Raw genomic sequence first — 18,719 nt, forward strand, 5'->3', positions numbered from 1 at the left:
TCGCAATCCCGACGTGCCGGTGTGGTCGGCTCGCCAGCGTGCGAGCGTCCGTAGCATGAAGCAATGAGCACTTACGCCCACGTGGAGCTGCTTCCCACGGGCCCTGCCGACGTCACCTACCGGCACCTCACGTCCGACCATGTCTCAACTGTCACCGCCGCGGGCCGGCGCTTCCTGCAGGTTGAGCCCGAGGCGCTGCGGTTGCTCACCGCTGAAGCCATGCGAGACATCTCGCACCTGTTCCGCACCGGCCATCTGGCCTCGATCGCTGCAATCCTGGACGACCCCGAAGCTTCGGCCAACGACCGGTTCGTCGCCTTGGAACTGCTCAAGAACGCCAACATCGCCGCCGGGGGAGTGCTGCCGAGCTGCCAGGACACCGGCACGGCGATCATCTGGGGCCACAAGGGCGAGCGGGTGCTCACCGGCACCGCAGACGAGCCCGACTTCGACGACGCCGCAGCCATCTCCCAGGGAGTTGCCGACACCTTTCTCACGTCGAACCTGCGCTACTCGCAGATGGCTCCGCTCGACATGTTCACCGAGCGCAACACCGGCAACAACCTGCCCGCCCAGATCGAGATCTACGCCTCGCCGGGCGACGAGTACGAGCTGGTCTTCATGGCAAAGGGAGGCGGCTCGGCCAACAAGAGCTTCCTGTTCCAGGAGACCAAGGCCCTGCTCAACCCCGACAGCCTCACCCGGTTCCTCGACGAGAAGCTTCGCACGCTGGGCACTTCCGCCTGCCCGCCGTACCACTTGGCAGTGGTGATCGGCGGCACTTCGGCCGAATTCGCCGTGAAGGTGGCCAAGTACGCGTCGGCCAAGTACCTCGACACGCTGCCGACCGCCGGCGGCGAGGCCGGCCACGGCTTCCGTGACCTCGAATGGGAAGGCCGCATTCTGGAGCTCACCCGCGAGTTCGGCATCGGCGCGCAGTTCGGCGGCAAGTACTTCTGCCACGACGTGCGGGTGGTGCGCTTGCCCCGTCATGGCGCCAGCTGCCCCGTTGGCATCGCCGTGTCGTGCTCGGCCGACCGCCAGGCACTCGGGCGCATCACCGCCGACGGCATCTTCCTCGAACAGCTCGAGACCGACCCCGCCCGCTTCCTGCCTGAGACGGAGGAGCAGGAGCTGTCAACCGGGGTGGTGCCCATCGACGTGGACCAGCCGATGGACGCCATCCGCAACCAGCTCACCCAGCACCCCGTCAAAACCCGCTTGTCGCTCACCGGCACGCTGGTAGTGGCCCGCGACATCGCCCACGCCAAGCTCAAGGAACGCCTCGACGCCGGCGAGGGGCTGCCCGACTACCTGCGCGAGCGGCCCGTGTATTACGCCGGTCCTGCCAAGACGCCGGAGGGCTACGCCTCGGGCTCGTTCGGCCCCACGACGGCGGGGCGCATGGATTCCTACGTGGAGCAGTTCCAGGCCGCCGGGGGCAGCCTTGTCATGCTGGCCAAGGGCAACCGGTCTCGCCAGGTCATCGAGGCGTGCGCTCGCTACGGCGGCTTCTACTTGGGCTCCATTGGCGGCCCGGCGGCCCGGCTGGCCAAGGACTCGATCCGCAAGGTCGAGGTGCTCGAATACCCCGAGCTCGGCATGGAGGCGGTCTGGCAAATCGAGGTGGAAGACTTCCCAGCCTTCATCGTGGTGGACGACAAGGGCAACGACTTCTTCAGCGAAGTATCAACGCCCGTCCAGATCTGATGCGAGCGAAGGGGCTTTGCCCCCGCTCGCGACAATAGGGACGGAGGGCTTCGCCCTCAGTTGCGCCAGAACAGGATCACGTCGAGTGGATTGATGTCGCCGACCGTGAACCAGATGGAGGCGGCGATGCCCGCCGCGGCCAGCAGGACCATCGTTGCGATGGTCGAGCGGGGCAGCCTGCCGTCGGCGTCGGACGGCAGTCGCTCGCGCACTTTGCGCAATAGGCGATCGGCCCATGCTGCATCCCTCGCCAGGATCGCCAAGCCCACGGCCACCACCAGCATCCCCGGGCCAGGCAGCGGCATCATGATGATGCCGAGTATTACCACGCTGAACCCGAAGCCCATCCGCACCAGCCGGAGCATCGAACTGCGCCAGGCCTTCTGACGGGTCGGCTCGCGCTCACCGGTCTCGAGTTCGGCCGCGATGGCAGCTTCGCGGAAGCGCTCGCTGCGGGTGGGATCGCTCGGATCAGGGGTGTATCGGTCGGGTTCGTTCATGGATTCGCACGGCAGGGGTCGGCAAGGCGGCAATAGTGTGGCGTGTCGCGGGCGCTCCGCAACGTCGCCCGGTCGAACCGACTGGGGAGCGGCGCTGCGCCTCCGTCGCTGCAACGAGGAGTCCCAACGATGCCGACCGTCGAAACGCCCGAGCCAATCACCTGGACGGTGGGCGATGTCCGCATCACACGCGTCTCTGAGATGGAGGTGCATTGGCCGTTCTCGGTCCTGCTGCCGGGAGCGGACGACCTCATCGACGACTACGACTGGCTGCGGCCCGATTTCGTCACCGACGACGGCCGCATGCGCCTGTCCATGCACTCGCTGGTGATCGAATCGGAGGGCATGCGCATCGTTGTCGACACCTGCGCGGGCAACGACAAGTCGCGTCCCGGCGCGCCGCCGTTCGAGCAGCTCTCCACGCCCTTCCTCGAAGACCTCACTGCCGCCGGATTCGCCCCCGAGACCATCGACGCCGTGGCCTGCACCCATCTGCACGTGGATCACGTCGGCTGGAACACGCGCCTCGTCGACGGCGAGTGGGTGCCCACGTTCGGCAACGCCCGCTACCTGTTTGTGAAGAACGAGTTCGACTACTGGCGCGCCGAGCCGCAGGACTACGGCCCCGTGTTCGAGGACTCGGTGGAGCCGGTCATGGACGCTGGCCTCGGCGACCTAGTGGCGCTTGATCACCACATCAATGGAGAGGTCTGGTTCGAGCCGACGCCTGGACACACTCCTGGCCATGTCAGCGTCATCATCGAATCTGCGGGCGAGCGGGCGGTCATCACCGGGGACATGACGCACCACCCACTCCAGTTCGCGCATCCCGACCTTGCATCCTCCGCTGACTACAGCCGCGACGGCAGCTCCACCGCGACCCGCCTCGACGCCTACCCCCGATGGGCCGACGGCCGTCTTATCATCGGCACCCATTTCGCTGGCCGCACCGCAGGCCGCATCAAGACTGGCGAGGAGCCCAACAGCTGGATCTTCGGTCCCTAGCCTCGCGCGTCACCATGGACCTGACCTCCAGCTTCGCGAATGCAGTGCCTTCTGCGCTCTTGCAGCGCTACGAATGGCGGGAAGTGAGGAACGCCGCGGCCATCGTGAAGGCGACCAATTCGAACGAGTGGGATGACATCATCAAGGTCCTGACCGACTTCCGGCTCACGGTCGACGAGTTGGTAATGGCTGGTGGCAACAAATCTGACCTAACGGGTCGCCTTGAGACGTCGTTCAAGGATCGTGATTGGCGGGAATCGAGATTGGACACCGAGATAACCCTCACGACCGAGCGACGCCCCTACAGAGCTGGCGGAGAGAAAAAGTCGACCATCGAGAGTTCAAGCGTCACGAACCAAGGGTACCTCGTTGACGGCATGAAGGGCCGCATCGCTCTCGATGTCGAGTGGAATGCCAAGGATGGAAACCTCGACAGAGACATCGGTACATACCGGGCTATGTATGAGGCCGGTTTCATTGACGCTGGTGTCATCGTGACACGCACACAGGAAGACCTGCGCGAACTCGCCGAGTTTGTCGACCCCGGCACCACGAAGTTCGGGACGACCACGACCACGAATCTCACCAAACTGGAGCCTCGACTGACACGCGGTGATGCGGGTGGCTGCCCCATTCTCGCCATTGCAATCTGCTCACGGTCGATTCAGGTGACGCGAGCATCGATGTGGCTGGTGTGCTGGCACAAACAGCGGGCGGTGCCGTGACACACGCAGTCACTACTTGAAGTTGAAGTGCTTCGATTGGTGCTTCGGACCTTCGCCGCGGTCATGCAGTGCGGCGTGACGGAAACTTGGGCCTAATCCGCGATGAGCAATGGCTCCTGGCTGGCACGGGGCCGTTGGTCGCCCTCTGGGACGCGATAACCGGCGTGAACGCGGCCCCGAGGCGTGGTTTCGGCAGCGGCCTCATCTCCCCACGCAGTCCAGCCCGGTCGCGGGTAGCGAGCAAACAACTCGAGGTACGGCCCCGGCGAGCAAGCTTCGATGATGCCGTACTGCTCATCTGGCTTGCGAGAGTGTTCTCGTTTGCGCGTCTCGATGATGTTCACCTGGCTCCTCGCTGGCGGGAGCGTCCGAAGCTTGCCCCGGACTCCGAACAGAATCGGTTCGGTGGTGTTCCGGAAGTAGAAGCCGACGCCTCGCCCATCGGGGCCGCCATCTTTGCGGCGCTTCGCCCACACCAGCATGGCCTTGTACGTGAAGCCCCATGCGTCGAGGGTGGCCAGCCCTTCCTGGAGCAGAGCATTCGGCACCCAGAGGTAGCAGTGGGATTGCTCCGCCATGAGGTCGCCGACGCTGAGCGCTGCGATGTCCTGCCAATCCATTGTGTCGTAGCGAGACAGGCGATGGTGCTCGGGGGCAACCTTGCCTGTCCGGTTCTGAAAGCGCCAAGGTGGATCGGCCAGCACCGTCCCGAACGGCACGCTTCCGAGCACATCCAGCGCTAGATCTGGCACCTTGAGAGTCGCAGCAGTGGAGTCCGGCACGGCATCACCTAGGAGACGACGGAGAGCGAGGGTGGTCGGGCGTCGAACGCGTCAACCTCGCCCATAGTCCTAGCAGTCAGTAGTGACACGGAGCCGCATCATTTCCGTCTCGCTCGACGCCGAGCACTGAATGGTGCTGATGCTGCTGCCGGAAAGCAGAGGTCCCAAGGGGTGACGCAGCCGCATCGGCGAAGGGTCAGCCGCGAGGCTCGCGGGGCAGCCGCAGGATCCGCTCGCCGATGATGTTGCGCAGGATCTGCGTGGTGCCGCCCATGATCGTGTAAGCGGGCGCGTACACCACGTTGCGTGACACCCGATTGGCCAGCATCGTCTCGGCCCCTGCCACGTCGCCCACGAAGCGGGATACCTCCTGCTCGAACTCGGTGCACCACGTCTTGGTCACCGCCGAGTACTGGGGGAAGGGCGTCTGGCGCAGCACGTTGCGCAGCACCATGTCGCGGCCGATCCGGTAGCCGGTCTCGATGCGGGCCATTCGCTGGCGTACCAGCGGATCGGAGGTGTCGGCCCGGTCCTTCATGTCGAGGTACAGGCGCTGGTTGGACGCCAGCCGGTCGATGCCGCCCCGTTCGTGCTCGAGTTGGCGCATGGTCTGGGAGAAGCTGTTGTTGAGCTCGCCCACCAGGTGCTCGACCGGCACTGCCACGTCGTCGAAGTACACCTCGTTGAAGTGGGCGTCGCCCGAGGCGTCGCGGATGGGCCGCACCTCGATGCCCGGAGTGTCCATCGACACGATCAGCTCGCTCATGCCCTTGTGCGGAGGGGCCTCGGGATCCGTCCGGCAGATCAAGTAGCACCAGTTCGCCGTGGCGGCGCCGCTGGTCCAGATCTTCTGACCGTTCACGATGAAGCGGTCGCCGTCGCGCACGGCAGTCGTGCCGATGGCGGCGACGTCGGAGCCCGCGTCGGGCTCCGACATGCCGATGCACCAGCGTGATCGCCCCGCACGCATCTCGGGCAGAAACCGGGCTTGCTGTTCGGGCGTGCCGTAGGTGAGCAGCACCGGGCCGATCTGGCGATCCGGGAAGAACGAGCTGGCCATCGGAGCGCCGCCGAGCAGCAGCTGTTCGGTGACCACGAACCGCTCGACTTCGGGCCACCCATCGCCGCCAGCCTCGACAGGCCAGCACATCCCGATCCAGCCGCGCTCTCCCAGCCGCAGCGTGAACTCCTCCGAGTAGCCCACCAGCCAGCTGTCGTCGATGGTGAACAGGTCGGCAGTCGCCTCGTGCACCCACTCGGCTGCTTCGTCGGCCAAGTCGGTCAGCTCTTGGGGCCAGCGGTAATCCATCAGATCAGCAGGTTCGCTCGCAGCATCTCCAAGGACGCAGCGTCGAGACCGTGCGCGAGCAGGTATCCCTCGGCACCCGTCGCCGTGCTGCCGTTGGACTGGCGCCCGTAGCGGTCATCGAGCTCTGCCAGCACCGTTGCCATCACCCCGCGCGGCGCGCTGAGGATGGCCCGCACGTCGTCGATGTCGATGCCGATCTTGGCGAATTCCGGCATCAGCTCCTTGATGCGCTGGTGCGATCGCAGCTCGTTGGTGAGGCAGTAGTCGTCCAGCACGTCCTCACGGTTGACGCCGAGCGCTTCCAGCAGCAGCGCTGACGCGATGCCGCTGCGGTCCTTGCCGGCCGTGCAGTGGAACAGCATCGGCAGGTGGTTGACGTCGGCGGCCATGGCCACGAGCTGGGCGAACCGCTCGCCGTAGGAGCCGATCATCTGCAGGTACAGCCCGGCCATGTCGTCTTCACTGACCGATCGCAGCCGTCCCTCGAAGATCTCTTCCACCATGGAGATGTCGCCGTCCACGGTGTCGCCCACCGGCAGCGAAATGTGCGATGTCACGCCGGGCCACAGCCGCGAGCGGTCTCGCTCCATTTCGGGCCCGGCACGGAAGTCGATCACCGTGCGGATGCCCCGGCTGCCCAGTTCTTCGAGATCGTCGTCGGTCAGCGTGCTCAAGCGGTCGGAGCGGAACAGCGCGCCCATCCGCACATGGCGGCCGCCCGCTGCGGGATAGCCGCCCAGATCACGGCAATTCCTCGCGCCTTCCAGCACAACTACGGCATCTCGACGCACGGGCTCGCAGGGTAACGACTTCCCAAGTACCGTCGCCGCCCATGCGTGCAGTAGTGATACCCGAATACGGCGGCGTTGACGTCCTGCGGGTGCAGGATGTGCCAGACCCGGTGCCAGGTCCCGATGAAGTGCTCGTCGACGTGGCCTGTTCGGCGATGAACCGCGCCGACCTGCTCCAGCGGATGGGCTTGTACCCAGCACCTGGCCCCAAGCCTGAGGTCGAGATCCCCGGACTGGAGTTCGCCGGCACCATTGCGGCGCTGGGCGAGCGCGTCATGGGCTGGTCGGTGGGTGACGAGGTCATGGGCATCGTGTCGGGCGGAGCGAAGGCCGAACAGGTCGTCACCCACGAGCGCATGCTGCAGCGCATCCCTGCCTCGGTGGACCTGCGCGACGCCGCAGCCATCCCGGAGGTGTTCATGACCGCCCACGATGCGCTGGTGACCCAGGGCGGGCTGGCCTCGGGCAGCACGGCGCTGGTGCACGCCGGCGCGTCGGGCGTGGGCACCGCCGCCATCCAGATCGCCAAGGCCATCGGCGCCCGCATTGCCGTCACCTGCTCCACGTCGAAGGTGGCGGCCTGCGCCGATCTGGGCGCGGACCTCGTCATCGACTACACCCAGACCGACTTTGCCGACGAGATCGCGGTATGGACGGGCCGCCAGGGCGTGGACGTGGTGCTCGACGTGATCGGCGGCGACTACCTGGCCCGCAACATTGCCTCGGTGCGCGTCCAGGGACGCATCATCCAAGTCGGCGTGATGGGCGAGCCGAAAGCAACCTTCGCGCTCGGCGCGCTGCTGCCCAAGCGGGCGGCGCTCATCGGGACCGTGCTGCGTTCACGGCCCATCGAGCAGAAGATCGACGCAAATCAGCGATTCTGCACCGAACTGCTCCCTCGCTTCGACGACGGATCGCTGCGGCCGATCATCGACTCGCGCTTCGCGCTCGACGACATCACCGAGGCGCACACCTACATGGCCACCAACGCGAATGTCGGCAAGATCCTGCTGGACGTGAGCTAGCGCGCACGAGCCGGCCGTCGCTGGACCGAATGGTGTCACACCCCCAGGCGATACTGGTCACCTGCAGTAGCGATGCTCATCATGAGATGAGCATGACGCCATTGCCCGATCGAGCTTTGTGAGAAGAGCTGCCTGTTGGTTGAGAAGACGATCATTGAGTTGCACGGCGAGCTTCACGACCGTTTCCTCGCTCTTCGCGCTCGTCGCGACGCGTCCAGTCCAGGCAGCCCCGTCTTCGTGCTTGAACACGGGCTCGACCTTGAACATCAACTCCCTGAACTGGACGGAATCGTACGCGGCGTCGTCGGAGGCGCTCGATTGCCAGCGAGGCACTGGTTGCCCCTCATCGTGTATGCGGCAGAGATCGGCTACCGATATAGGGGGGACGAGTACTGGCCGGTGTTCGAGGCGGAGACGCCAGGTTGGTCGCAACGAGGATCAGCCGGTCGCGAGTACATCCGCAGGAAGTACGAGTTGTTCGCTGAGACGTACGGCGGCGCTCGGCCTTCCGGAGCCTGGGCGGCATGGTTCAAGAACATCGCATGGCCAATAACCCACGCTGTGCTGCCAGCTGACTTGCAGAGGCATCTGGCGCGACTGCTGTCTGACTACCGAAACGCGTTCACGACTGAATTGCTCGAGAATCATGAAGCTCTGGGAGCGCGGCTAGCAGCTCGAGCCGGTGACACCTCAGCTCGATTCCAGAAGTTCGCAGAGAACACGTCGCTGCTCGGGTTGGTCGCGACTTCCTTGCTTCTGGGCGACGAGGAAGAGACGCCGCTGCTCTCTGGGGCTGTTTTGCGCAGAATCGTGACTGATCTGAGTCTTGAGCGGCAGGCGGGAGAGTGGCTCCGCGGCGCAAAGCGTGCTGCGGTTCGAATCCGCCGGAAGGGACTGCTCGGCTCAGCTGCGTCGGCACCGAGAGCCCATGCGGCGCACATCGCGGGTCAACACTGGCCGAGACTTGAGCTGACGCTTTCTCTTCGCCGCTCGGAAGCAGGGTGGTCGGTGTACCTGACGGTTCCGAGTCTCGAATCCATCGCCCAACGCTTCCCCGATTTACGGGACGAAGTAAGGCGCCTCCGATACCGCATCGACGGCGTCCCCGGTGTGCGTGCTAGGGGCAGCATGATGTATCGCCAGAGTCCGTTGGCGCTGGAGACGATGCCGGAACCCGGCAGGACACCCGTGCAAGTCGAGGGTGGTTCGGCAGTGCTCTCCGAGCGTCTTGTCGATCACTGCCGCGTGCCTGCTCAACCATGGCTATTCCGGATTCGTGAACCGGGTTTGGCGCAAGAAGTGCGAACCAACGCCGTGCGTCCGGGCGGGGAGTACATCTTCGTTGCACCTGAGCTTCCTGCGACGAGCGATCTGGTAGGTGCCGAAGCGATCACTATCGCGACACATGGTGTCGATGGAACGCGGTTCACTGTTCCCAACGATGTCGATGACGCGCTCATCGCAGCCATTCGCGACATCGGCCTTGGGCTCGTATCCGATGTCGTCCTTGCACCGGTGGGCCTCGTTCCGGCGTCCTGGGACGGTGAGGGCCGAGCGGCGTGGCTAGCTGGGGAGGACCCAGTTATCGGCATCAAGAGCGAACGTCGCGTCGCCAGGTGTGTTGTGTCTACGGCCGAGGACATGGTGGATATCTCTTGGCCGGTTGATCGGGACACAGTGTTTGTGCGGCTGACGAGCCTTGAGATTGGTACCCATACCGTCGAGATCCACCTTCTCGGAGCCGATGAGCCTGCGGCCCCGCTAGCGACGGGTCTATTCGAGGTCGAGATTCTGGAGCCCGCCGATAGCGCCAATTCGGCGAGCCTTGGTCAGGGCATTCAAACGTGGGCCTATCCGGCGCGTCCGACACTTGAGGAACTCTGGCGCGGAAGCGCTGCGGTCGTTGTGGATGGGCCGCACGGCGAGAAGGTTCGATTCGAACTGCGCCTCATGACCCGCGGCGGACGAAGGACCATTGCGACGGGGTCATTCTCGTCCGCATTGCCAGTGCGGGAAGATCGGTGGGGTGAGCTCTTCCGCGGAGCGCAGGGAGATGGGGAGCTAGACACCAACATCGGTCAGGCTGAGGAGTTGTTGGTCGTCGTTTCCAATCCCGCTCTCGGGTCTGCAGAGATTCGCGCCGAGCGGCCGTTCGAACCGCTTCGGTGGATCACCGGAATGGATCGTGATGGTCCGTTCGCTCAGCTTGTCGATCACTTGGACCGTGACGACCTTCGAGTATCCATGGCAGATATCGGCTCTCCAGCCGAGGTCCGCGAAGTCGTCCTTCCGGACGATCGAGAGATCAGGTCGGAGAACGGGCTGCTAGTTGTGGCTTCTGCCGACGGATTTCAGACCGCAGTAGTACTTCCGCCGCACGTAAGCGGCGGTCTCGATGAACTCTCGAAGTTCTCGGTACGACCCTCACTGCGCACCGGAAACCGATCGGCGGAATCTGTCCATCGCATGATTGAGCTCGCCCGTCTCTGGACTCGGACGGCATCGCCAGCGGACCAGTACGCCGCCAGGATGCAATCACAGGTCAACGATGCGATTGTGGCGCGGTTGAGCGGCGTGATTGCTGAGAGCGGCTGGTGGGATCTTGAGCGAAGAATCCTTGACGGGGCCAGTCTCTCTCGCGGCCAGCTACTGAGCGCAGTTGGTCGCTCAGGCCAAGAGCGGGCGACCGCGGCCGCGCTGCTGGACATCGCAGGCCGCGTGCCTGCCCTCCCCGAGGATCGCGCAGTCGCGTTCGCACAAGTTCTCGAAGCTCACAGCTGGCGGGTCGGGGGAGACGTGGCCGAATTGATACTGCGGCTCTGCACGGCACCCGGTTCGATTACGCCCACGGACGTTCGTACTCACGGCGCGGTCAACCTGGTTCTTGAGCGTCCCGCTCTCATGCGGCTCGCGCGAATCCTCGCTCTCGTTGTGAGAGGCCAGAGCGTTGTGGCCAAGAAGTCACTGCTTGAGGAGTGGTCGTGGGACTAGTGCAACTTGATCGAGACCAAGTGGTTGCAACTGCAGTAGCGGCGCTCGGGTTTGACCCGACTGAGGTCGATCTCGAAGCACCGGAGGTGTTGGCAGAGATAACTCGTCGGATGGCTTCGTTCTGTTGTCCAGTAACTCCGCTCGGACTTGAGCGGCGCGTCGAAGAATGTTTGTCCGGATTGGGTTCCTTCACGACACGAGAATCGGGCGAGTCTGTTGTCAGGGAGATGATCGAGAGTCTTATCGGCTATGGCGACCTGGTCGAGGCACCGATCGATGACGAACAAAAGGGCACGTCGCGTCGCTTTCTCTTCCTGGCCCAACCTTCATACGTCGTTCTCTCGGTCGAGATGTGTGCTCTTGTTGGGATTCGCGCCAAGGGGCTCCCGTTTGGCGACGGGTCGGTTGGCGAGCGAGTCATCCACCACAACTACGCGCGGCACGTCAGGCTCCAGCCGGGCGAGGCGCCTGACGGAGCGCTCGGCGGCTTGGGACTGCGCGAGCTGAGCTCAGAGCATTGGCTCAACTGCCCGCCGACAGCGACACCAGAGTCGGTTGTGAAGGAGTACGCCACGCGCCTTGACGCGGCAGGGCCGTCGGGGTCCGTTGGCCCAATCAGGATTCTCGACCCCACAAGGTCCGTGACGTTCTACTCGGGGCGTTGGCGTGTTGCTGCGGCAAGAGATACCGGAAGGTTCATCGGCAGAAGGCCGGTCGAATTCGGTGCAGACCAGTGGTGTTACTGCGACGTCGTCGATGGAGAGGTCACCGGCTTGGTCGATCTGCCAGCCACTGATCGTCTCGCACGCGGATGCGACGAGGCCTGGCGGCTGCAGGCCGCTCTCGACGCCCTGGCGGGGACGCCGCAGTTCCTGACCGTCCAGCACGATTCTCGACGACAAGATGCGCTTCTTCGATTCAAGTCTCCCATTCCATCGTGGGATCAACGTCGACTCGATGCTGTCGGCGAACCGTTGGGGCGTCAGGCAGGCTGTCTCTTCGCGTATCGAGTGTCGGAGGACTTGCTCGAGGCCGAACTGGCTTCGTTGCAGCGAAGCATGTGGCTCGAGGTCGAGTCAGAAGGCGAGGCCATGTGACGACCGAGGCGCCAACAATCGGCGAAACGATCGACGAGATTCGTCGATCTCTGCAGGACTACATCGAGGCGACCTACCACATCAGTCACCCGACGTTGGTCAAGCAACGCAAGACGCTCCTCGATGAGCCCGGAGCAATTTTCCAGGCACCATTCCTTGAGAGCACGCCCCGCTACAAGACCGGAAAGCGCTATTCCGATCTCTCAATACCCGACCCGGCCAAGGACTTGCTCCAGATGATGGCTAACTCGTCCTCCGAGCGAGGCCCTCTGATCTACGATCCGCCGTACTCGCACCAGGCGATGGCTATCGAGGCAACGGTGTCGGACCAGAAGAATCTGGTGCTGACTACGGGCACCGGATCCGGCAAGACCGAGTCGTTCCTTCTGCCGGTCCTTTCCAAGCTTGCAATCGAGGCCGCCACGAGGCGGGAATCCTTCGGATCCCCGGCCGTTCGCGCCATCTTGCTCTACCCGATGAACGCCCTGGTGAACGACCAACTCGGGCGTTTGAGACTCTTTTTTGGGGATGAGGACGTAGCCGGACTGTTCTCGCGGTGGTCAGGGCGTCCGGCGAGGTTCGCCCGCTACACGAGTCGCACGCCATATCCAGGGGTCCGTACGGTCAAGAAGGACCAGCAGCGATTGCGGCCGTTTGGCGACTTCTACGTAGATCTCATCGACCGAGCTACTGACTCGGAGGATCCTGACTCGGCAGCAGCTGCCGAACTGGTTGAGAGCCTGCAATCGCGCGGCAAATGGCCGGCGAAGCCCGACCTGAAGTCTTGGTACGGGCAGTCAGGGCAACGATGGCAAGACCGGGACGGCAACTTCCAGCGAGCTGTGATGCAGGGCGACGATCCCGAGTTGGTCACGCGGCATGAGGTGCTTGAACATCCGCCTGATGTCCTCGTAACCAACTACAGCATGCTCGAGTACATGCTCATGAGACCTCTCGAGCGGCCAATCTTCGACCTCACTCGAAACTGGTTGGCCCGGAACGAGGACGAACGCTTGCTTCTCGTGGTCGATGAAGCCCACCTCTACCGGGGTGCAGCTGGTTCCGAAGTTGGGCTTCTCCTACGAAGGCTGCGAGATCGGCTCGGCATTGCCCCTGACCGACTTCAGGTCATTTGTACGAGTGCCAGCTTCAACGACCAAACATACGCAGCTCACTTCGCTGCGGAACTCACGGGCACGGATCCCAAGGATTTCCTGACCGTAACGGGTGACCTTTCGTTGAGAGGCGAAGCCGGCCCGGCCAGCGAAGCGGATGCCGAAGTGCTGGGCAGTGTTTCCCTGTCCGCGTTCTACGAGGCTACGTCCGACTCCGAACGGCTGGAAGTTGTGCGTGATCTGCTGTCATACCGCGGCATCGGTACCGGCTCCAACAGCTCCGCTGCTCTATTCGACGCGCTTCGTGAATTCCCGCCCATGAGCCATCTTGTGAACTCGACAATGCAGATGGCCATGCCGCTGGAAGAACTCGCGGCTGAGGTATTCCCGACGGTGCGGAGAGATCTTGCTGACCGCGCTCTGACGAACCTTGTTGCCCTGGGCAGTACTGCCAGGCCGCGACCCGGCGAGCCTGGGCTACTGCCCTGTCGGGTGCATGCATTCTTTCGTGGACTTCCGGGAATCTGGGCCTGCGTCGATGACCATTGCACTGCTAGGGGTGACCTGTCTGCGGGGCCAGTAGGCCGCGTGTGGGGTCAGCCGCGAGATCGGTGTCCCTGTGGGTCGCGGGTGTTTGAGCTATTCACGTGCCGCAACTGTGGGGCCGCATACGCGCGTGCCTACACCGACAATGTTGAGTCACCTACGTATCTCTGGTCGGAGCCGGGCGGAACCTTCCTAACCGCCGGAGGACACGTCAGCGAGTTGCACGCGCTTGACCTTCTTCTTGAAGCTCCTGCCGGCACGCGAGTCGAGCCAGCCGACCTAGACCTAGTCACGGGTCGCCTCAATCCTGACCGCTTGGGAGACCGCGTTCGCCAAGTATTCATACGCGCGGAGCGCCTGCTTCCTCCATCGACCGAGGATGAGAGCGTCTCACCGGCGGATGCGGGCCTGGGCGAGTTCCGGCCATGCGGGGTGTGCGGGCAGACAGCGGCATTCGGGCGCACCTCGGTGCAGGACCATCAGACCAAGGGTGATCAGCCGTTTCAGGCCTTGATCGCCAGGCAGCTACAAGTCCAACCACCAGGTCCTCAACCGGCCACGCGATTCGCACCGCTGCAAGGCCGGAAGATCCTTGTCTTCTCGGATTCCCGGCAGACCGCGGCGCGGCTCGCACCGAACCTGCAGGACTACTCGATGCGCGACGCCCTGCGCCCTCTCGTCCTTTCTGGGTGGACTGAACTTATGGAGATCCCCGGGTTGGCGGACCGATTGAGCCTCGACGATCTGTACCTAGCTGTGCTGCTCGCTTCCGAGCAAATGGGGGTGCGGCTCAGACCAAAGCTCAAGGGGACAGAGTCGTTGCACGTCAGTTTGGCCGTGGCTCGCGCCCTGAATGAGGGCGCCCTGTCCGATCCCTCGGACGCCTTCGACCTAGTGTCGGACGTCCGATCAGAGAATCCGCCTGAAGCGCTCCTGCGCGCAATCAACGAGACTCTCACGAGCAAGTACTTTGGTATGCCCTCTCTGGCGCTAGCCACCGTGCGCGAGCGAGGGAAATTCACTGCCGGCATTGAGAATCTGCGAGATCTTCCGGGCATCTCGGAGCCAGCGGAGAAGACATCGCTCGCCCGAATGTGGATCTCCTATTGGTCCGGCCACGGATACTGGTTTCGAAGCATGCCGCCGAGCTTCTGGAACACCAGCCGGGGAGTTCGACCCCACTCGGGAAACTTCGAGGCGCTGGCACGGTGGTTTGGCGACCGGGAAGCAGTCAGGCAATTCAAGAAGTGGTGGCTGCCGGAGCTCTTGGAGATGTTCGCTGAGAATGTGGCGCCCAAGTCGTACCGCATGCTTGCCCAGCATCTCGCGCTCGAGGTAGGCGGAGACTGGGGCTATTGCCAGGCATGCAGGTCGACGCAGCGACCCTTTCCGGGCCTCGACAAGTGCATTGTCTGCGGCTGCCCTGACACCGTCACTCGCATCGATCCGGACGAAGACCTCGTCTTCGCGGCTCGAAAGGGCTACTACCGCGCGAGTTCTGTGCGCGCGCTCGGGCCCGATCGGGAAGCGCCGCTTGCGTTGATTGCGGCCGAGCACACAGCACAGCTCAATGCTGCCCAAGTCGATGAAGTGTTTTCGCGAGCGGAACAGTACGAGTTGCTCTTTCAAGACATGGACATCGGGCTGCCTTCGCCTGGGGCACAACGGCGGACAGCGATCGACGTTCTGTCGTCGACCACAACGATGGAGGTCGGAATCGATATTGGCACACTCTCAGGTGTCGCACTTCGGAACATGCCACCGACCCGATCGAGCTATCAACAGCGCGCCGGACGTGCTGGCCGTCGGGGCAACGCGGTGGCCACGGTGATCGCTTTCGGCAGCGCCGACAGCCACGACGAGCAGTATTTCCGAGAGCCGGCGACGATGGTGCGAGGACAGGTCGATGACCCGACTCTGACGCTCGACAACGCTGCAATCGCACGACGGCACATCACCGCCTACCTATTCCAGCGCTATCACGAAGCGAGGCTTCCTCACGTCGACTCCGAGGATCAAGCGCAACTCTTCGAAGTCCTCGGAACTGTCCGGGGCTTTCTAGATGACGAGTCGACACTCAGTCGTAGAGACTTCGAGGAATGGCTACGCGACAACGAGGAGGAACTCCAGCAGGCAATTGGAGGTTGGCTGCCAAGTTCGATTGCGCCGGACGACAGCGACGATCTGCTAACGCAACTCGTGGACGAAACGCTTCGGTTGGTCGATGCAGCGATGCCAATTACGGAAAAGACCCAGACCCATCACGAACCCGATGCAGACACGGAATTGGGGATCGATCCTGCTGAGGAAACGAACGACGACTCTGCGGAGCCACTCGTCGAGGCGCCGCCTGAGGCCGATGAAGAGCCCAGCACCGCTGTCAGATCAGCAACGAATCTGCTGGATCGTCTCCTATACAAGGGTGTACTGCCGCGGTATGCCTACCCGACCGATGTCGTGTCCTTCCACGTCTTCGACCGGAACCGGTCGACTCGTTTCCGCCCAGCCTTCGAATACGCGCCAAGCCAAGGTTTGCCTGTAGCGCTCACTCAGTATGCGCCGGGCAAGGAAGTCTGGATCGATGGAAGACTCTGGACTTCTGGGGCCCTGTACTCACCGATGCAGGCTGATCGATTCGCGGCATGGCAGGATCGCCGCCTCTACTTTGAGTGCAGCGTCTGCAGATACGCAGCGACGACGAGTCACCAGGATGCGGATCGGGGCGAGAAGCGCGACTGTCCAGCTTGCGGAAGCGAGGGGACTTTCGGAGCCGCGAAGAACTGGATGCGCCCACCGGGTTTTGCCCACCGGCAGACACAAGAGGAAGGGACCTCACCTGAGGATCAACCAGCGCGGAGCTACGCGACCAGGGCAAAGCTCGTGGCCGAGGGACCTGCCGACCCGGACCGTTGGCAACCTGTGACCCCTCGACTTCGCAGGTATTTCCATCGCACCCACCTCTTGGTGACGAATAGCGGACCTAGGCGCGAGGGCTACACCTATTGCACGCGGTGTGGGGTGATAGGGCCGACTGCTTTGCCTTCGAGCCGCTTGTCGGGCGCCCATCCAAAGCCATACCCGGATGACAGAGAGCCGACGTGTGCCGGATCTGCTGCGACTACCGGGCTCGTGCTGGGAACAGATTTCATCTCCGATGTTCTGCTTGTGGGACTACAGGCGTCAAACCCCGTCACACTGCAACCCGGCTTCTTGGCGACCGACGTCGCCCTACGTACTTTGGCCGAGTCCATCACTATCGCCGCTTCGCGGACGCTAGAGATTGAGAAGGATGAGTTGCAGGCTGAGTATCGGCCAGCGCTGACTCCTGGCGGACGTGCAGGGCTCGAAGCCGAAATCTACGTGTATGACACGCTCGCTGGCGGTGCAGGCTTCGCTCAGCGCATCGGCGGGATGGGCCGGGCCATCTTCGAGGAGGCTCTCTTCGTTCTTGAGAGTTGTCCGTCGGGATGCGACCACTCGTGTTATCGCTGCCTCCGCAGCTTCAGGAACCGATTTGAGCACGAGTTGCTGGACCGACACATTGGCGCCAGCTTGCTCCGTTACCTGCTCGACGATGTCCAGCCTGCGCTTGACAAGGGCCGGCTAGAGGGATCGACAGACCAACTGTTCGCGGATCTTCAGCGTTTGGAGACGGAAGCAGTCGAGTTCACGCGGAATGCCACGATTGACGTGCCGGGAATCGGCGCAGTCGAGGCGCCCATCTTGGCCCAAGGGGAGAGAAGCGAACTCATCGTAGGGGTCCACGCCCCACTGACTCCTGACTTCGCGGCTGACGAGCAGCTTCGGGAAGCGGCCGAGTTCAGCACCACGGTGCCAGTGCAGCTTGTAGATGAGATCTTGATTGTGCGGAACTTGCCCCGAGCGAGTCGCTCAGTGCTCCAAGCGTTCGGTCTATGACCGGTGCAGGGTCTTTCAAGACTGCGGTTGGTATCTCGGGCATCTGGGTTGGGGCTCCAGATCTGTGGAGCTTCTCCACCCTCGCGGAAGTCAGTGCGTGCCCGCGTCGCTACGCACTGAGGCGTGCCTCCTACCCAGAAATCTGGGACAGACCTGGCTATCCCGAGCGCGTGAACGAGGCGGCGCTACTGGGAACGGCCGTCCATGACGGAGTCGAGCTAGTCCTCAGGGAACTCTCTAGGACGGGTTGTTCGTCTATAGCTGACGAACAAGCGGTTGCGGCGATACGTCGGCTTGGTGGCTACAGCAAGATCGCCACCCGTTGCCTCGACGAGCATCTCCAGAGGCTCAGTGCTAATCCTCGCATGGCACCCCGGCTCGATGGTCTGCGAGCGCAGATCGATAACCGCGCCTCCGAGATGCGGCGGGGGATTCAGGCACTCGTGTCGCAGAGTCCAGCGGCCCCCAACAAGCCAGAACGCGGTAGGCGGCAGGACGGTGACCCGGTCAAGAGAGCGACCCTCGGCGAGGGGAGACATCTAGAAACGACGCTCGTGGCAGAGGAAGCCCGATTCGCCGGTCGCCTGGATCTATTGGTCGTCCACTCAGATCGTGCTGACATCATGGACTTCAAGACCGGCCAGCCCTCGGAGCGTCACAATCTCCAGTTACACCTCTATGGACTGCTCTGGCAGCTCGATGAGACGGCCAACGCACGGCGGCTACCAGTTGGATCACTCGTGCTCGGATACGTCGACGGGGCCGTCGAAGTGGAGCCACCGTCAGACTGGGGGGAGTTGCACGATTGGCTCCGAGATGAAATCGCAAACGCAGAATCCCAGGTTCGCGCTCAATCGCCGGCCGCTACTCCATCGGTTGAGTGTTGGCATTGTCCAGTCCGCCAGTTGTGCGACGAGTATTGGGACTCGCCCTTCACTGGCGGAGTTCCAGATTCGAGCTTCGTTGACAGGGAGGTATCGATCCTCAGCAGGAATGGGCCGACAAGCTGGCTGGGGCGACTCACCCGCGACGGCAGTGAGGTGCTCTTGCGGTCTAGCCGTGATTGCGAGGCCCTTGCGCTAGGTAGCGATGTGCGCATCTTGAACCTGTTGGCGGGTGAGGCTGAGGAGCTAGATGGAATGATCCTGACGATGACCCGCAGTTCCGAGGTGTTCGGCCCGATTCAGCGATGATGGACTCGGCTG

At 63.3% G+C, this 18,719-nt stretch carries 13 protein-coding genes; 8 read left to right on the forward strand and 5 right to left on the reverse strand.

Annotated features, from left to right (window positions below):
• Positions 1-63: 63 nt before the first annotated feature.
• Positions 64-1,710: a fumarate hydratase gene (locus tag VI480_RS11320; RefSeq protein ID WP_323672949.1), complete on the forward strand. Its 1,647-nt coding sequence runs from the start codon at positions 64-66 to the stop codon at positions 1,708-1,710.
• A 56-nt stretch (positions 1,711-1,766) separates the two neighbouring features.
• Here the strand turns inward: VI480_RS11320 and VI480_RS11325 are convergent, their stop codons facing one another.
• The gene (locus tag VI480_RS11325; protein ID WP_323672950.1) at positions 1,767-2,210 is read right to left on the reverse strand and encodes a PGPGW domain-containing protein; all 444 of its coding nucleotides are present in this window, start codon (positions 2,208-2,210) and stop codon (positions 1,767-1,769) included.
• Positions 2,211-2,339: 129 nt separating this feature from the next.
• Between VI480_RS11325 and VI480_RS11330 the strand changes: the two genes are divergently transcribed.
• Positions 2,340-3,215, forward strand: a complete 876-nt coding sequence (locus tag VI480_RS11330) for an MBL fold metallo-hydrolase (RefSeq protein WP_323672951.1) — start codon at positions 2,340-2,342, stop codon at positions 3,213-3,215.
• Positions 3,216-3,274: 59 nt separating this feature from the next.
• Entirely contained in the window at positions 3,275-3,940 is a 666-nt protein-coding gene (locus VI480_RS11335) for a BglII/BstYI family type II restriction endonuclease (protein WP_323672952.1), read from the forward strand.
• 92 nt (positions 3,941-4,032) lie between these two features.
• On the opposite strand, the gene VI480_RS11340 is transcribed toward VI480_RS11335, so the two are convergent.
• The 3 genes from VI480_RS11340 to VI480_RS11350 all read right to left on the reverse strand — a co-directional run bounded on the left by VI480_RS11340 (position 4,033) and on the right by VI480_RS11350 (position 6,822).
• Positions 4,033-4,722 carry an MT-A70 family methyltransferase gene (locus tag VI480_RS11340; protein ID WP_323672953.1) on the reverse strand — a complete coding sequence of 230 codons (690 nt, stop codon included), beginning with the start codon at positions 4,720-4,722 and terminating at the stop codon, positions 4,033-4,035.
• Positions 4,723-4,918: 196 nt separating this feature from the next.
• Positions 4,919-6,031, reverse strand: a complete 1,113-nt coding sequence (locus VI480_RS11345; RefSeq protein WP_323672954.1) for an acyl-CoA dehydrogenase family protein — start codon at positions 6,029-6,031, stop codon at positions 4,919-4,921.
• Complete coding sequence (locus VI480_RS11350) at positions 6,031-6,822, reverse strand: tyrosine-protein phosphatase (protein WP_323672955.1); 792 nt, start codon at positions 6,820-6,822, stop codon at positions 6,031-6,033. Before VI480_RS11350 ends, VI480_RS11345 begins: the two co-directional genes overlap by 1 nt.
• Before the next feature lie 41 nt (positions 6,823-6,863).
• Between VI480_RS11350 and VI480_RS11355 the strand changes: the two genes are divergently transcribed.
• Positions 6,864-7,847: an NAD(P)H-quinone oxidoreductase gene (locus VI480_RS11355; protein ID WP_323672956.1), complete on the forward strand. Its 984-nt coding sequence runs from the start codon at positions 6,864-6,866 to the stop codon at positions 7,845-7,847.
• Positions 7,848-7,904: 57 nt separating this feature from the next.
• Here VI480_RS11355 and VI480_RS11360 read toward each other — a convergent pair whose 3' ends face one another.
• The gene (locus tag VI480_RS11360) at positions 7,905-8,180 is read right to left on the reverse strand and encodes a hypothetical protein (protein WP_323672957.1); all 276 of its coding nucleotides are present in this window, start codon (positions 8,178-8,180) and stop codon (positions 7,905-7,907) included.
• A gap of 675 nt (positions 8,181-8,855) precedes the next feature.
• On the opposite strand from VI480_RS11360, the gene VI480_RS11365 reads away from it, so the two are divergent.
• The 4 genes from VI480_RS11365 (at position 8,856) to VI480_RS11380 (ending at position 18,707) form a co-directional block, all read left to right on the forward strand.
• Positions 8,856-10,838, forward strand: a complete 1,983-nt coding sequence (locus tag VI480_RS11365; RefSeq protein WP_323672958.1) for a hypothetical protein — start codon at positions 8,856-8,858, stop codon at positions 10,836-10,838.
• Positions 10,839-11,065: 227 nt separating this feature from the next.
• Positions 11,066-11,935, forward strand: coding sequence for a hypothetical protein (locus VI480_RS11370; protein WP_323672959.1), 870 nt, complete (start codon positions 11,066-11,068; stop codon positions 11,933-11,935).
• Complete coding sequence (locus VI480_RS11375; protein ID WP_323672960.1) at positions 11,932-17,514, forward strand: DEAD/DEAH box helicase; 5,583 nt, start codon at positions 11,932-11,934, stop codon at positions 17,512-17,514. The genes VI480_RS11370 and VI480_RS11375 overlap by 4 nt, the downstream gene beginning before the upstream one ends.
• Positions 17,511-18,707, forward strand: coding sequence for a PD-(D/E)XK nuclease family protein (locus tag VI480_RS11380; protein ID WP_323672961.1), 1,197 nt, complete (start codon positions 17,511-17,513; stop codon positions 18,705-18,707). The genes VI480_RS11375 and VI480_RS11380 overlap by 4 nt, the downstream gene beginning before the upstream one ends.
• The last annotated feature ends 12 nt before the right edge of the window (positions 18,708-18,719 follow it).

The sequence above is a fragment of the Candidatus Poriferisodalis multihospitum genome, assembly GCF_028283155.1.
In the GTDB taxonomy this organism is placed as follows: Bacteria; Actinomycetota; Acidimicrobiia; order Acidimicrobiales; family Poriferisodalaceae; genus Poriferisodalis; species Poriferisodalis multihospitum.

Coding starts and splice junctions, on each gene's coding strand:
- VI480_RS11320 (WP_323672949.1), top strand. CDS start 64: ATGAGCACTTACGCCCACGTGGAGCTGCTTCCCACGGGCCCTGCCGAC.
- VI480_RS11325 (WP_323672950.1), bottom strand. CDS start 2,210: ATGAACGAACCCGACCGATACACCCCTGATCCGAGCGATCCCACCCGC.
- VI480_RS11330 (WP_323672951.1), top strand. CDS start 2,340: ATGCCGACCGTCGAAACGCCCGAGCCAATCACCTGGACGGTGGGCGAT.
- VI480_RS11345 (WP_323672954.1), bottom strand. CDS start 6,031: ATGGATTACCGCTGGCCCCAAGAGCTGACCGACTTGGCCGACGAAGCA.
- VI480_RS11355 (WP_323672956.1), top strand. CDS start 6,864: ATGCGTGCAGTAGTGATACCCGAATACGGCGGCGTTGACGTCCTGCGG.
- VI480_RS11370 (WP_323672959.1), top strand. CDS start 11,066: ATGATCGAGAGTCTTATCGGCTATGGCGACCTGGTCGAGGCACCGATC.
- VI480_RS11380 (WP_323672961.1), top strand. CDS start 17,511: ATGACCGGTGCAGGGTCTTTCAAGACTGCGGTTGGTATCTCGGGCATC.